This is a genomic window from Streptomyces sp. NPDC003393 (genome assembly GCF_053589015.1).
This window is the reverse complement of record NZ_JBSFRB010000042.1, coordinates 24,807-38,217: the sequence shown is the minus strand read 5'-3', so window position 1 is coordinate 38,217 and position 13,411 is coordinate 24,807. Positions and strand designations below refer to the sequence as shown.

Here is a 13,411-nt window from a genome sequence, read left to right as displayed (position 1 = left end):
CCCGGTGCGACCACCGCGGTGACCGTCACGATCACACAACGTCCATCAAGGCTAGCAGCTCCCGCGCCACGTCCTCGACGGAGGTGTTGACCAGGGTCGTATCGAACTCCGGCTCGGCCGCCAGCTCGACCTTCGCCGCCCGCAGCCGGCGCTCGATCACCTCGGGCGGTTCGGTCCCCCGGCCGGCGAGGCGGCGCACCAGCTCCTCCCAGGAGGGCGGAGCGAGAAACACCAACTGGGCCTCGGGCATGGACTCGCGGACCTGCCGGGCGCCCTGGAGGTCGATCTCCAGCAGGACCGGCTCGCCCGCCTCCAGGCGGTCCAGCACGGCGGCGCGCGGCGTGCCGTAGCGGTTGCCGGCGAACTCGGCCCACTCCAGCAGCTCGCCGTTGGCGATCAGCTTGTCCATCTCGTCGTCGGTGACGAAGAAATAGTGGACCCCGTGCTGTTCGCCGGGGCGGGGCTTCCGGGTCGTCGCCGACACCGAGAGCCAGACCTCGGGGTGCTTCTTGCGCATATGGGCGACGACCGTGCTCTTGCCGACCCCGGAGGGGCCGGAGAGCACGGTCAGCCGCGGACGTGCGTCCGGGGGGACGGGGGACGTCCCCCGGGGTGTTACAGCCATGCAGCGATTATTCCAGCAATCCCGGAGTGCCCGGGACTCCCTTCCCGACGAGCCGGGGTTCAGGAGCCGGTGCTGCCGAACTCACGCTCCAGGGAAGCGATCTGGTTGGAGCCGAGGCCGCGGACCCGACGGCTCTCGGAGATGCCGAGTCGCTCCATGATCTGCTTGGCGCGGACCTTGCCCACGCCCGGCAGGGACTCAAGAAGGGCGGACACCTTCATCTTGCCGATGACGTCGTTCTCCTGGCCCTGCTTGATGACCTCGTGCAGGGAGGCGCCTGAGTGCTTGAGTCGATTCTTGACCTCGGCCCGCTCCCGGCGAGCCGCGGCGGCCTTTTCGAGCGCGGCTGCGCGCTGTTCAGGGGTAAGGGGCGGAAGAGCCACGCCTACGTCACCTCGGATGTCGAACTGTCGGATACGGACCGGTGAGGAACCTAGTCGCCCCACACCTGGGGAGCCACGAGCAACACGCTTGCCCGTTCTCCCCCACTGCCTCGAGGGCGTGGGAGGTGGCCCCACTCGACGGAGACTAGCGGTCAAGGACGCCAGAGTCAGCGAGAACAGCGGAAAAGTCCTGGTCAGCCTCAGTGAGGGCAGACATTTAAGACATATTGCCTCTGATTTGAGAATGTATCCAGCCTCGCGCGCCGCCGGATCACGCCCGCGACCTCAGCCGACGGCCACCGCGACCCGGATCTCGTCGGCGAAGCGTCCCGCCGCGTCACGCAGCGCGACGACGTCGGGACCGTGACGAAGAACACCCCGGCTGACGTTCGGGACGACCGTGCGCACCGCGGGACCGAAGACCGCGGGGAGATCGGCCGGGGTCGCCCCCTGGGCCCCGATCCCGGGCGCCAGCAGCGGTCCGTTGATGTCCAGGTCGTACGACGACAGGTCGCCGAGCGTGGCCCCCACCACCGCGCCGAAGGAGCCCATCGGGCTCTCTCCGGCGTTCTCCCGCGCCAGGTGCGCGAGCATCGTCGCACCGACGTTCCGGCCGTCGGGCCGAACGGCGTGCTGCACCTCGCCGCCCTCCGGGTTGGAGGTCAGCGCCAGCACGAACAGGCCGGCGCCGCTCTCCCGCGCCAGTTCGACCGCGGGCTCGAGCGAGCCGTACCCGAGGTACGGCGAGACGGTCAGCGCGTCCGAGAACAGCGGCGCGTCCTTGTGCAGGAAGGACTCGGCGTAGGCGGCCATGGTGGAGCCGATGTCTCCGCGCTTGGCGTCCATGACGACCAGTGCCCCGGCCGCCCGCGCCTCCTGGACCGTCTTCTCCAGCACGGCCACGCCCCGGGAGCCGAAGCGTTCGAAGAAGGCGCTCTGCGGCTTCAGGACGGCCACCCGGCCGGCCACCGCCTCGACGACCGTGCGGCTGAACCGCTCCAGGCCGGCCACGTCGTCGTTCAGGCCCCACTCGGCGAGCAGGGACGCGTGCGGGTCGATGCCGACGCACAGCGGGCCTCGCTCGTCCATGGCGCGGCGCAGTCGGGCGCCGAAGGGTTCCATCAGGCTCATGCGGTCTTCCCTGCCTTCCTCACATCGGCGTTCTTCGCATCGGCCGGCGTCACGCCGGCCTTCTTCACATCGGCGCCGACCGCGTCGGCGAGGGTGGCGTACGGGCTGGCGCGCAGGCGCGCGGCGAGCCCCTTGTGGATCGCGCGGGCCCAGAACGGCCCCTGGTAGATGAACGCGCTGTAGCCCTGGACCAGCGTGGCGCCGGCCAGGACGCGCTGCCAGGCGTCCTCGGCGTTCTCGACGCCGCCCACGCCGACGAGGGTGATGCGGTCGCCCACGCGCGCGTAGAGGCGGCGCAGCACCTGCAGGGAGCGTTCCTTGAGCGGGGCGCCGGACAGCCCGCCGGTCTCGGCGACCAGGGCCGGGTCGGAGCGCAGCCCGAGTCCCTCGCGGGCGATCGTGGTGTTCGTGGCGATGATGCCGTCCAGGCCGAGTTCCGCGGCGAGGTCGGCGACGGCGTCGACGTCCTCGTCGGCGAGGTCGGGGGCGATCTTCACCAGCAGCGGCACCCGGCGCCCCGGCACGACGCGGTCGGCGGTCTCGCGCACGGCGCTCAGCAGCGGGCGCAGCGCCTCCGTGGCCTGGAGGTTGCGCAGGCCGGGCGTGTTCGGCGAGGAGACGTTGACGACCAGGTAGTCGGCGTGGGGGGCGAGGCGCTCGGCGGACTTCACGTAGTCACCGACGGCCTCCTCCTCGGGGACGACCTTGGTCTTGCCGATGTTGACGCCCACGACCGTCCTGAAGACGGGGGTGCGCGAGGCCAGGCGCGCGGCCACGGCCAGCGAGCCGTCGTTGTTGAAGCCCATGCGGTTGATGAGCGCGCGGTCCGCGACGAGCCGGAACAGCCGCTTCCTGGGGTTCCCGGGCTGCGGTTCGCCGGTGACGGTGCCGATCTCGACGTGGTCGAAGCCCAGCATGGTCATCCCGTCGATGGCGACGGCGTTCTTGTCGAAGCCGGCCGCGAGCCCGAAGGGGCCGTGCATGCGCAGCCCCAGGGCCTCGGTGCGCAGCTCCTCGTGGCGGGGAGCCAGGGCGGCGGCGAGGAACGTGCGCAGCACGGGAATGCGCACGGCCAGACGGATCCAGCGGAAGGCCAGGTGGTGGGCCTGCTCGGGATCCATGCGCCGGAAGACCAGATTGAAGAAGATCTTGTACATGGTGTCCTCATGAAGAGGGGGACACCGTTTCCGGTGTCCCCCTCGGGGCTGCTAGTCGCGGGCCGCGGTCAGGAATTCGGCGTGTTCCTGGAGGGAACGCACGCCCACGTCGCCGTGGTTGAGGGCGTCGATGCCCTGGACCGCCGCGGCGAGGGCCTGGACCGTCGTCAGGCACGGCACGGACCGTGCCACGGCCGCCGTACGGATGTCGTAGCCGTCGAGACGGCCGCCGGTGCCGTACGGGGTGTTGACGATGAGGTCGACCTCGCCGTCGTGGATGAGCTGGACGATGGTCCGCTCGCCGTTCGGGCCGGTGCCCTCGGACTGCTTGCGCACGACGGTGGCGTTGATGCCGTTGCGCTTGAGCACCTCGGCGGTGCCGGAGGTGGCGAGCAGCTCGAAGCCGTGGGCGACCAGCTCCCGGGCCGGGAAGATCATCGAGCGCTTGTCCCGGTTGGCGACCGAGATGAACGCGCGGCCCTTGGTGGGCAGCGGACCGTAGGCGCCCGACTGCGACTTGGCGTAGGCCGTGCCGAAGACGGAGTCGATGCCCATGACCTCCCCGGTGGAGCGCATCTCCGGGCCGAGGACGGTGTCGACGCCGCGGCCCTGGATGTCGCGGAACCGCGTCCACGGCATGACCGCCTCCTTGACGGAGATCGGCGCGTCCAGCGGCATGGTGCCGCCGTCGCCGTTCTTCGGCAGCAGGCCCTCCGCGCGCAGCTCGGCGACGGTCGCGCCCAGGGAGATGCGGGCGGCGGCCTTGGCCAGCGGCACGGCGGTCGCCTTGGAGGTGAAGGGGACCGTGCGGGAGGCGCGCGGGTTGGCCTCCAGGACATAGAGGATGTCGCCGGCCAGCGCGAACTGGATGTTGATCAGTCCGCGCACACCGACACCGCGCGCGATGGCCTCCGTGGAGGCGCGCAGGCGCTTGATGTCGAAGCCGCCGAGCGTGATCGGCGGCAGGGCGCACGCCGAGTCGCCGGAGTGGATGCCGGCCTCCTCGATGTGCTCCATGACGCCGCCCAGGTACAGCTCCTCGCCGTCGTAGAGGGCGTCGACGTCGATCTCTATGGCGTCGTCCAGGAAGCGGTCGACCAGGACCGGCCGGGAGGGGCTGATCTCGGTGGACTCGGCGATGTACGCCTCCAGGCGCGCCTCGTCGTAGACGATCTCCATGCCGCGTCCGCCGAGGACGTAGGACGGCCTCACGAGGACCGGGTAGCCGATCTCGTCGGCGATCGTCTTGGCCTGGGCGAAGGTGGTGGCGGTGCCGTGCTTGGGGGCGGGCAGGCCCGCCTCGGCCAGGACCCGCCCGAAGGCGCCCCGGTCCTCGGCGGCGTGGATCGCCTCGGGGGACGTGCCCACGATCGGCACGCCGTTGTCCTTGAGCGCCTGGGCGAGGCCCAGCGGGGTCTGGCCGCCGAGCTGGACGACGACACCGGCGACCGGGCCGGCCTGCCGCTCCGCGTGGACGATCTCCAGGACGTCCTCCAGGGTGAGCGGCTCGAAGTACAGCCGGTCGGAGGTGTCGTAGTCGGTGGAGACGGTCTCCGGGTTGCAGTTGACCATCACGGTCTCGTACCCGGCGTCGGACAGCGCGAAGGAGGCGTGGACGCAGGAGTAGTCGAACTCGATGCCCTGGCCGATGCGGTTGGGCCCGGAGCCCAGGATGATCACCGCGGGCTTCTCGCGCGGGGCGACCTCGCTCTCCTCGTCGTAGGAGGAGTAGAAGTACGGCGTCCGCGCGGCGAACTCGGCGGCGCAGGTGTCGACCGTCTTGTAGACCGGGCGGATGCCGAGCGCGTGCCGTACCTCGCGGACGACGTCCTCGCGCAGGCCGCGGATCTCGGCGATCTGCTGGTCGGAGAAGCCGTGCCGCTTCGCCTCGGCCAGCAGGCCGGGGGTGAGCTCGGGGGCCTCGGTCAGCTCGTCCGCGGTCTCCTTGATCAGGAAGAGCTGGTCGACGAACCAGGGGTCGATCTTCGTGTGCTCGAAGACCTCCTCGGGGGTGGCGCCCGCCCGGATGGCCTGCATGACCGTGTTGATCCGGCCGTCGGTGGGGCGTACGGCCTCGCGCAGCAGCGCGTCCTTGTCGCCGGTCTCGCCGACGAACGTGAACTGGCTGCCCTTCTTCTCCAGCGAGCGCAGCGCCTTCTGGAAGGCCTCGGTGAAGTTGCGGCCGATGGCCATGGCCTCGCCGACCGACTTCATGGTGGTGGTCAGCGTGGAGTCGGCCTGCGGGAACTTCTCGAAGGCGAACCGGGGCGCCTTGACGACGACGTAGTCCAGGGTCGGCTCGAAGGAGGCCGGGGTCTCCTGGGTGATGTCGTTGGGGATCTCGTCGAGGGTGTAGCCGACGGCGAGCTTGGCGGCGATCTTGGCGATCGGGAAGCCGGTCGCCTTGGAGGCCAGGGCCGAGGAGCGGGAGACGCGCGGGTTCATCTCGATGACGATCACGCGACCGTCCTCGGGGTTCACCGCGAACTGGATGTTGCAGCCGCCGGTGTCGACGCCGACCTCGCGGATGACGGCGATGCCGATGTCGCGCAGGACCTGGTACTCGCGGTCGGTGAGCGTCATCGCCGGGGCGACGGTGATCGAGTCGCCGGTGTGCACGCCCATCGGGTCGAAGTTCTCGATGGAGCAGACGACCACGACGTTGTCGTGCTTGTCGCGCATCAGCTCCAGCTCGTACTCCTTCCAGCCGAGGATGGACTCCTCCAGGAGCACCTCGGTGGTCGGGGAGAGCGCGAGGCCGGTGCCGGCGATGCGGCGCAGTTCGTCCTCGTCGTGGGCGAAGCCGGAGCCGGCGCCGCCCATGGTGAAGGAGGGGCGGACGACGACCGGGTAGCCGCCGAGCTCGTCGACGCCGGCGAGCACCTCGTCCATGGTGTGGCAGATCACCGAGCGGGCGGACTCGCCGTGGCCGGTCCTGCGGCGGACGGCCTCCACGACGTCCTTGAACTGGTCGCGGTCCTCGCCCTTGTGGATGGCCTCGACGTTGGCGCCGATCAGCTCGACGCCGTACTTGTCCAGGACGCCGTTCTCGTGCAGCTTGATGGCCGTGTTGAGGGCCGTCTGGCCGCCCAGGGTGGGCAGCAGCGCGTCGGGGCGCTCCTTGGCGATGATCTTCTCGACGAACTCGGGGGTGATCGGCTCGACGTAGGTGGCGTCGGCGATCTCCGGGTCGGTCATGATCGTCGCCGGGTTGGAGTTCACCAGGACGACCCGCAGGCCCTCGGACCTCAGGACGCGGCACGCCTGGGTGCCGGAGTAGTCGAACTCGGCGGCCTGGCCGATGACGATCGGGCCGGAGCCGATGACCAGGACGGACTGGATATCGGTGCGCTTAGGCACGCTGGCCCTCCATCAGGGAGACGAAGCGGTCGAACAGGTAGGCGGCGTCGTGCGGGCCCGCTGCCGCTTCGGGGTGGTACTGGACGGAGAAGGCCGGCTGGTCGAGCAGCCGCAGCCCCTCCACGACGTCGTCGTTCAGACAGACGTGGGAGACCTCGGCGCGCCCGAACTTCGTGTCGCTGACCTTGTCGAGCGGCGCGTCCACGGCGAAGCCGTGGTTGTGCGCGGTGACCTCGACCTTGCCGGTCGTACGGTCCTGGACCGGCTGGTTGATGCCCCGGTGGCCGTACTTGAGCTTGTAGGTGCCGAAGCCGAGGGCGCGGCCGAGGATCTGGTTGCCGAAGCAGATGCCGAACAGGGGCGTCCTCCGCTCCAGAACGGCGGTCATCAGCGCCACCGGGCCGTCGGCGGTGGCCGGGTCGCCGGGGCCGTTGGAGAAGAACACCCCGTCGGGGTTGACGGCGTAGACGTCGTCGGCCGTCGCGGTCGCGGGCAGCACGTGCACCTCGATGCCGCGCTCGGCCATGCGGTTCGGGGTCATGCCCTTGATGCCGAGGTCGATGGCGGCGACGGTGAAGCGCTTCTCGCCGATCGCGGGGACGACGTACGCCTCCCGCGTCGCGACCTCCTCGTACAGGCTCGCGCCCTTCATGTGGGGCTGGGCCTGCACCCGCGCGAGGAGTTCGGAGTCGGCGGCGACGGCCTCTCCCGAGAAGATCCCGGCGCGCATGGCGCCGCGCTCGCGCAGGTGGCGGGTGAGGGCGCGGGTGTCGATGCCGGAGATGCCGACCACGCCCTGCCGCTCCAGCTCGTCGTCCAGGGAGCGCTTGGCGCGCCAGTTGGACGGCACGCGCGCGGGGTCGCGCACGACGTAGCCGGAGACCCAGATCCGCGCCGACTCGTCGTCCTCGTCGTTCCAGCCGGTGTTGCCGATCTGCGGGGCGGTCGCGACGACGATCTGGCGGTCGTACGACGGATCGGTGAGGGTCTCCTGGTAGCCGGTCATACCGGTGGAGAACACGGCTTCGCCGAAGGTCTCCCCCACGGCCCCGAAGGCGCGGCCGCGGAAGGTGCGGCCGTCCTCCAGGACGAGTACGGCGGGAAGCGCCTTGTTCCTCGGTGAGGAGCTTCCCCTTGTGGAGGTCGTCATCGTGCGCCTTCCGTGTCGTTGATCATCTGGTTCAGGGTGTCGACCCACTCGGTGTGTTCGGCCGCGTGCTCGGAGCGGAAGCCGGAGTCGATCAGCTTGTCGCCGTGTGCCCAGGTCACCACCAGCAGTCCGCCCTCGGTGAGGACCTTGCCGGCGATGCCCTTGTCGAGCCGGGCGCCGCGCAGCGCGTCGGCGGGGATGAAGAAGTCGGCCGCCCCGGGGCGTACGACGTCCAGGCCCGCGTCGGTCAGGGTGAGCTCGGCCAGGCTGCGGGTGCCCAGGCCGTGGGCCACGATCCGGTCCAGCCACTGCCCGGCGGTGGTGGAGCCGTGGTAGCGGCCGCTCATCGTCAGTCTCGCCTCGCCGGTCTCCTCGGGCACGCCGGGCAGCGGGGGCAGGTCGCTCTGGAGCGTGCCGCGCCACTTCCAGCCCTCGCGCATCAGCCAGTAGACGAGCGCGATGAAGAGCAGGAGTCCGACGAGCCAGCCGATGCGGGCCGGCCAGTCGGTGACGTCGGCCGACTTCTGGGCCTCGGCCAGCAGGATTACAGGTGTCACGTGAGCTTCCCGTCGACGAGCGTGGCCTTGCCCCGGAGCCAGGTGTGGGTGACACGGCCCGGCAGCTCACGTCCCTCGTACGGGGTGTTGCGGCTGCGCGAGGCGAAGCCCGCGGGGTCCACCTGCCCACGGTATGCCGTGTCGACGAGGGTGAGGTTGGCGGGCTCACCAGCCGAGACGGGGCGGCCGTGGCCGCCGGCCCGCCCGATCCGGGCCGGCGTGAAGGACATGCGGTCGGCGACGCCCGCCCAGTCCAGCAGCCCGGTGTCGACCATGGTCTCCTGGACCACCGACAGGGCGGTCTCCAGGCCGACCATGCCCATGGCGGCCGCGGCCCACTCGCAGTCCTTGTCCTCGTGCGGGTGCGGGGCGTGGTCGGTGGCGACGATGTCGATGGTCCCGTCGGCGAGGGCCTCGCGCAGGGCCATGACGTCGCGCTCGGTGCGCAGCGGCGGGTTGACCTTGTAGACCGGGTTGTAGGTGCGCACCAGCTCGTCGGTGAGCAGGAGGTGGTGCGGGGTGACCTCGGCGGTGACGTCGATGCCGCGGGACTTGGCCCAGCGCACGATCTCGACGCTGCCGGAGGTCGACAGGTGGCAGATGTGCACACGGGAGCCGACGTGCTCGGCGAGCAGGACGTCCCGGGCGATGATCGACTCCTCGGCGACCGCGGGCCAGCCGCCCAGGCCCAGTTCGGCGGAGACGACGCCCTCGTTCATCTGGGCGCCCTCGGTCAGCCGCGGCTCCTGCGCGTGCTGGGCGACGACCCCGCCGAAGGCCTTCACGTACTCCAGCGCCCGGCGCATGATCACGGCGTCGTCGACACACTTGCCGTCGTCGGAGAAGACGGTGACCCCGGCGGCCGACTCGTGCATCGCGCCCAGTTCGGCCAGCTTCCTGCCCTCCAGGCCCACGGTGACGGCGCCGATGGGCCGCACGTCGCAGTAGCCGTGTTCCCGGCCGAGCCGCCAGACCTGCTCGACGACGCCGGCGGTGTCGGCGACGGGGAAGGTGTTGGCCATGGCGAACACGGCCGTGTAGCCGCCGGAGGCGGCGGCCCGGGTGCCGGTGAGGACCGTCTCGGAGTCCTCGCGGCCCGGCTCGCGCAGATGGGTGTGGAGGTCGACCAGGCCCGGCAGGAGCACCTTGCCGTCGGCCTCGACGACCTCGGCGCCCTCCGCGCTCAGGCCGGTGCCCACCTCGGCGATGGTCTCGCCCTCGATCAGCACGTCCTGCGGCTCGCCGCCGAGCACCTTCGCACCACGGATCAGGATCTTGCTCATCAGGGTTACTTCTCCTCGGTGGTCCGGGTGGGGGTGACGGCGGGCTCGTTGCCGCCGAGCAGCAGGTACAGGACGGCCATCCGGATGGACACGCCGTTGGCGACCTGCTCGACGACGGTGCAGCGCTCGGAGTCGGCGACCTCGGCGGTGATCTCCATGCCGCGGACCATGGGCCCGGGGTGCATCACGATGGCGTGCTCCGGCATCCGCGCCATGCGGTCGGCGTCCAGGCCGTAGCGCCGGGAGTACTCGCGCTCGGTCGGGAAGAAGGCGGCGTTCATGCGCTCGCGCTGGACGCGGAGCATCATCACCGCGTCCGACTTGGGCAGGGTCGCGTCGAGGTCGTAGGAGACCTCGCAGGGCCAGGACTCGACGCCGACCGGCAGCAGGGTGGGCGGGGCGACGAGGGTGACCTCGGCGCCGAGGGTGTGCAGCAGGTCGACGTTGGAGCGGGCGACCCGGCTGTGCAGGACGTCGCCGACCACGGTGATCCGCCGACCGCCCAGGTCCTTGCCGAGGCCGGCGTCCCGGCCGATCAGCCGGCGGCGCATCGTGAAGGCGTCGAGCAGCGCCTGCGTGGGGTGCTGGTGGGTGCCGTCACCGGCGTTGATGACCACGGCGTCGATCCAGCCGGAGGTGGCCAGGCGGTACGGCGCCCCCGACGCGCTGTGCCGGATGACCACCGCGTCGACGCCCATGGCCTCCAGGGTCTGGGCGGTGTCCTTCAGGGACTCGCCCTTGGACACCGACGATCCCTTGGCGCTGAAGTTGATGACGTCCGCGGACAGGCGCTTCTCGGCGGCCTCGAAGGAGATCCGGGTGCGCGTGGAGTCCTCGAAGAAGAGGTTGACGACGGTACGGCCGCGCAGGGTCGGCAGTTTCTTGATCGGCCGGTCGGCGACCCGGGCCATCTCCTCGGCGGTGTCGAGGATCAGGACGGCGTCGTCGCGGGTGAGGTCGGCGGCCGAGATGAGATGACGCTGCATCTGTCAGGCTCCGTAAGGCAGTTCAGGAAAGGGAGATTCCGGGCAGGCGTGGGCGCGACGCACCGGCGCGAGGGCGCACGGCGGGCCGTACGCGCACGTGCGCTAGTGCTGCTGCCGGCCCTGGGCGGTCGGCTGGGCGCCGAGCAGCACGGTGTCGCGTCCGTCCTCCTCGGCGAGGTGGACCTTGACCGTCTCCCGCAGCGACGTGGGGAGGTTCTTGCCGACGTAGTCGGCGCGGATGGGCAGTTCGCGGTGGCCCCGGTCGACGAGGACGGCGAGCTGCACGGCGCGGGGGCGCCCGATGTCGTTCAGGGCGTCGAGGGCGGCGCGGATGGTGCGGCCGGAGAAGAGCACGTCGTCCACGAGGACGACCAGCTTGCCGTCGATGCCGTCACCGGGGATCTCGGTGCGGGCCAGCGCCCGCGGCGGCTGCATGCGCAGGTCGTCGCGGTACATGGTGATGTCGAGCGAGCCGTGGGGGACCCCGCGCTCGGTGATCTGCTCCAGCTTGGCGGCGAGCCGCTGGGCGAGGAAGACGCCCCGGGTGGGGATGCCGAGGAGCACCACGTCGTCGGCGCCCTTGGCGCGCTCGACGATCTCGTGGGCGATGCGGGTCAGCACCCGCGCGATGTCGGGACCTTCCAGCACGGGCCGCGCGGCGGACGCCTGCGCGTTCGCATGCGTGTCCTGCTTGTCCATACGAAACGGACCTCCTTCTCCGCCTCACGGGACGGACCTTAAAGGACGTCGGATTTGCGCCATCAACGGTAGCAGGTGCCGCGGACCGCCCCGCTCGCGCCCCCCGTGCCGCCCCCCCCCCCCCCACCGCCCCGCTCGCCCCCCGTCCGTCACCCCTGTGTTCCCCGCACATCACCCCTTCGGAGTAATCGAGTGCCGGTACCACGGAAGCGGTGCGGCGGACCATTCGGCTTGACGCGGCAGAGTAACGCTGCGTAACCTCACAGTGAGTTACCAGCCGCGCGGACGGAACCACTGCCGGCCGCGTCGACACAGTGTCCGGGGAGCCATATGTCCAGCGAATACGCCAAACAGCTCGGGGCCAAGCTCCGGGCGATCCGCACCCAGCAGGGCCTTTCCCTCCACGGTGTCGAGGAGAAGAGCCAGGGACGCTGGAAGGCGGTCGTGGTCGGCTCGTACGAGCGCGGCGACCGTGCCGTGACCGTGCAGCGCCTCGCCGAGCTGGCGGATTTCTACGGGGTCCCCGTGCAGGAACTGCTGCCGGGCACCACCCCCGGCGGTGCCGCCGAGCCCCCACCGAAGCTGGTTCTGGACCTGGAGCGGCTGGCCACGGTGCCGGCCGAGAAGGCGGGCCCGCTCCAGCGGTACGCCGCCACGATCCAGTCGCAGCGCGGTGACTACAACGGCAAGGTGCTCTCGATCCGCCAGGACGACCTGCGCACACTCGCCGTCATCTACGACCAGTCGCCCTCCGTCCTCACCGAGCAGCTGATCAGCTGGGGTGTGCTGGACGCGGACGCCCGCCGCGCGGTCGCGTCCCACGAGGAGGCCTGAGCCCCGCCGGTCTCGGCAGGCTCGGGGACTTCAGCAGAAACGTACCGTCGGGGTGGCCGGAACAGCTTCGTTCCGGCCACCCCGGCGGCGTTCTGCGGGCCTGGAGGGGCTCAGGACGACCGGAGTGCCACGCACACGCCGGAGGGCCCGCAGCGGTGTCGCTGCGGGCCCTCCGGCGTGTCTGCGCCTGTCGCGCTCGTCCCCGGCTACGCCTCGCTGCTCGTGTCGCGGCGCAGCGAGGGTTTGAGGTCCTTCAGCCGGCCGAGCAGGCCGTTGACGAACGAGGGCGACTCGTCCGTGGAGAACTCCTTCGCCAGCTGCACCATCTCGTCCAGCACGACGGCGTCCGGGGTCTCGTCGACCCAGATCAGCTCGTAGGCGCCGAGTCGCAGGATGTTGCGGTCGACGACCGGCATGCGGTCCAGCGTCCAGCCGACCGCGTACTGCGCGATCAGCTCGTCGATGCGGGTCGCGTGCGCGGAGTAGCCTTCGACCAGCTGCATCGTGTACTCGCTCACCGGCGGCTGCCGGGTGTCGCTGCGGGCGTGCCGTATCCAGTCCGCGAGCACGGTCAGAACGTCGGCGCCGCGCTGGTCGCCCTCGAAGAGGATCTGGAAGGCACGCTTGCGGGCCGTGTTGCGGGCAGCCACGGTTAGCTGTTCACCCGGCCGAGGTAGTCGCTCGTACGGGTGTCGACCTTGATCTTCTCGCCGGTCGTGATGAAGAGCGGGACCTGGATCTGGTGGCCGGTCTCCAGCGTGGCGGGCTTGGTGCCGCCGGTGGAGCGGTCGCCCTGGACGCCCGGCTCGGTCTCGGCGACGGTCAGCTCGACGGCCGCGGGCAGCTCGACGAAGAGCACCTCGCCCTCGTGCTGGGCGACGGTGGCCTCGAAGCCCTCGACCAGGAAGTTGGCGGCGTCGCCGACGACCTTGCGGTCGATGTGCAGCTGGTCGTAGGTCTCCATGTCCATGAAGACGAAGTAGTCGCCGTCCATGTAGGAGAACTGCATGTCGCGCTTGTCGACGGTGGCCGTCTCGACCTTGACGCCGGCGTTGAAGGTCTTGTCGACGACCTTGCCGGAGAGCACGTTCTTGAGCTTGGTGCGCACGAAGGCAGGGCCCTTGCCGGGCTTGACGTGCTGGAACTCGACGACGGACCACAGCTGGCCGCCATCGAGCTTGAGCACCATGCCGTTCTTGAGGTCGTTCGTGGAAGCCACGGTTGCTTCAATCTCCTGGACTTACGT

The 13,411-nt window shown here is 70.6% G+C and carries 13 protein-coding genes; 1 reads left to right on the top strand and 12 read right to left on the bottom strand.

The features are described from left to right. Positions 1 to 31: 31 nt before the first annotated feature. The 10 genes from gmk to pyrR form a co-directional block, all read right to left on the bottom strand. Positions 32 to 625: a guanylate kinase gene (gene gmk / locus ACWDUZ_RS31005; RefSeq protein WP_451635127.1), complete on the bottom strand. Its 594-nt coding sequence runs from the start codon at positions 623 to 625 to the stop codon at positions 32 to 34. 59 nt (positions 626 to 684) lie between these two features. Further along, entirely contained in the window at positions 685 to 1,008 is a 324-nt protein-coding gene (locus ACWDUZ_RS31000) for an integration host factor (RefSeq protein ID WP_003977346.1), read from the bottom strand. A gap of 285 nt (positions 1,009 to 1,293) precedes the next feature. After that, positions 1,294 to 2,139: an orotidine-5'-phosphate decarboxylase gene (gene pyrF, locus ACWDUZ_RS30995; protein ID WP_451635126.1), complete on the bottom strand. Its 846-nt coding sequence runs from the start codon at positions 2,137 to 2,139 to the stop codon at positions 1,294 to 1,296. Continuing rightward, complete coding sequence (locus ACWDUZ_RS30990) at positions 2,136 to 3,296, bottom strand: quinone-dependent dihydroorotate dehydrogenase (RefSeq protein ID WP_451635125.1); 1,161 nt, start codon at positions 3,294 to 3,296, stop codon at positions 2,136 to 2,138. Before ACWDUZ_RS30990 ends, pyrF begins: the two co-directional genes overlap by 4 nt. Positions 3,297 to 3,347: 51 nt before the next feature. Beyond that, positions 3,348 to 6,656, bottom strand: coding sequence for a carbamoyl-phosphate synthase large subunit (carB, locus tag ACWDUZ_RS30985; protein ID WP_451635124.1), 3,309 nt, complete (start codon positions 6,654 to 6,656; stop codon positions 3,348 to 3,350). Then, a complete protein-coding gene (gene carA, locus ACWDUZ_RS30980) occupies positions 6,649 to 7,806 on the bottom strand; it encodes a glutamine-hydrolyzing carbamoyl-phosphate synthase small subunit (protein ID WP_451635123.1) in 1,158 nt (385 codons plus the stop codon). The genes carB and carA overlap by 8 nt, the downstream gene beginning before the upstream one ends. Next, complete coding sequence (locus tag ACWDUZ_RS30975; RefSeq protein WP_451635122.1) at positions 7,803 to 8,363, bottom strand: PH-like domain-containing protein; 561 nt, start codon at positions 8,361 to 8,363, stop codon at positions 7,803 to 7,805. Before ACWDUZ_RS30975 ends, carA begins: the two co-directional genes overlap by 4 nt. Then, positions 8,360 to 9,646, bottom strand: a complete 1,287-nt coding sequence (locus ACWDUZ_RS30970; RefSeq protein ID WP_451635121.1) for a dihydroorotase — start codon at positions 9,644 to 9,646, stop codon at positions 8,360 to 8,362. The genes ACWDUZ_RS30975 and ACWDUZ_RS30970 overlap by 4 nt, the downstream gene beginning before the upstream one ends. A gap of 5 nt (positions 9,647 to 9,651) precedes the next feature. After that, a complete protein-coding gene (locus tag ACWDUZ_RS30965) occupies positions 9,652 to 10,632 on the bottom strand; it encodes an aspartate carbamoyltransferase catalytic subunit (RefSeq protein ID WP_451635120.1) in 981 nt (326 codons plus the stop codon). Between the two features lie 102 nt (positions 10,633 to 10,734). Continuing rightward, entirely contained in the window at positions 10,735 to 11,331 is a 597-nt protein-coding gene (gene pyrR, locus ACWDUZ_RS30960; RefSeq protein ID WP_451635119.1) for a bifunctional pyr operon transcriptional regulator/uracil phosphoribosyltransferase PyrR, read from the bottom strand. A 330-nt stretch (positions 11,332 to 11,661) separates the two neighbouring features. On the opposite strand from pyrR, the gene bldD reads away from it, so the two are divergent. Beyond that, complete coding sequence (bldD, locus tag ACWDUZ_RS30955) at positions 11,662 to 12,165, top strand: transcriptional regulator BldD (RefSeq protein WP_018570201.1); 504 nt, start codon at positions 11,662 to 11,664, stop codon at positions 12,163 to 12,165. A gap of 206 nt (positions 12,166 to 12,371) precedes the next feature. Here bldD and nusB read toward each other — a convergent pair whose 3' ends face one another. Then, positions 12,372 to 12,815, bottom strand: coding sequence for a transcription antitermination factor NusB (nusB, locus tag ACWDUZ_RS30950; RefSeq protein ID WP_451635118.1), 444 nt, complete (start codon positions 12,813 to 12,815; stop codon positions 12,372 to 12,374). A gap of 2 nt (positions 12,816 to 12,817) precedes the next feature. Beyond that, positions 12,818 to 13,384 carry an elongation factor P gene (gene efp / locus ACWDUZ_RS30945; RefSeq protein ID WP_451635117.1) on the bottom strand — a complete coding sequence of 189 codons (567 nt, stop codon included), beginning with the start codon at positions 13,382 to 13,384 and terminating at the stop codon, positions 12,818 to 12,820. Positions 13,385 to 13,411: the final 27 nt, after the last annotated feature.

Coding starts and splice junctions, on each gene's coding strand:
- gmk (WP_451635127.1), bottom strand. CDS start 625: ATGGCTGTAACACCCCGGGGGACGTCCCCCGTCCCCCCGGACGCACGT.
- pyrF (WP_451635126.1), bottom strand. CDS start 2,139: ATGAGCCTGATGGAACCCTTCGGCGCCCGACTGCGCCGCGCCATGGAC.
- ACWDUZ_RS30990 (WP_451635125.1), bottom strand. CDS start 3,296: ATGTACAAGATCTTCTTCAATCTGGTCTTCCGGCGCATGGATCCCGAG.
- carA (WP_451635123.1), bottom strand. CDS start 7,806: ATGACGACCTCCACAAGGGGAAGCTCCTCACCGAGGAACAAGGCGCTT.
- ACWDUZ_RS30970 (WP_451635121.1), bottom strand. CDS start 9,646: ATGAGCAAGATCCTGATCCGTGGTGCGAAGGTGCTCGGCGGCGAGCCG.
- ACWDUZ_RS30965 (WP_451635120.1), bottom strand. CDS start 10,632: ATGCAGCGTCATCTCATCTCGGCCGCCGACCTCACCCGCGACGACGCC.
- pyrR (WP_451635119.1), bottom strand. CDS start 11,331: ATGGACAAGCAGGACACGCATGCGAACGCGCAGGCGTCCGCCGCGCGG.
- bldD (WP_018570201.1), top strand. CDS start 11,662: ATGTCCAGCGAATACGCCAAACAGCTCGGGGCCAAGCTCCGGGCGATC.